1 protein-coding gene is annotated in these 460 nt (G+C 65.9%); it reads right to left on the bottom strand.

The genetic code is table 11. From position 1 onward, the window contains the following. Positions 1-460, bottom strand: a 460-nt coding sequence (locus tag J5M73_RS31305; RefSeq protein ID WP_207816950.1) for an ABC transporter permease, incomplete at both ends; no start/stop codon positions are given.

The following is a 460-nucleotide window of genomic DNA, read 5'->3' as shown; positions in this document are numbered from 1 at the left end:
GGATAGACGAGGCCGATCAAGCGCCCGGTGCCCTCGAGCGACGACAGCGGCGTGAGCAGCCCCGCGAACTGCACGGTCGGGATCATCGTGCCGATGATCGTCATCACGATCGCGGCCACCTGGCTGCGCGTGAACGTCGACGCGAGCAGGCCGATGCCCGTGGCGACGACGTTGAAGATCAGCACCGCGAGCAACAGCGTCATGAAGCTGCCCTTGACGGGCACGTCGAACGCGATGCGCGCGAGCATCGTCATCAGCAGGAAGTTCAGCATCGCGAGCACGACGTACGGCACCTGCTTGCCGATCAGGAACTCGGTGCGCGTGACGGGCGTCACGTACAGGTTCAGGATCGAGCCGAGCTCGCGTTCGCGAACGACGGCGAGCGCGGTGAGCATCGCGGGCAACATCAGCAGCAGCAGCGGCATCACGGCGGGGATCATCGCCGGCAGGCTCTTCACGT

It is taken from the genome of Pseudomonas sp. 50_B (assembly GCF_017491625.1).
GTDB classification, from domain to species: domain Bacteria; phylum Pseudomonadota; class Gammaproteobacteria; order Pseudomonadales; family Pseudomonadaceae; genus Aquipseudomonas; species Aquipseudomonas danubii.
The sequence above is the reverse complement of the archived record's forward strand: the minus strand, read 5'-3'. Positions and strand labels throughout refer to the sequence as shown.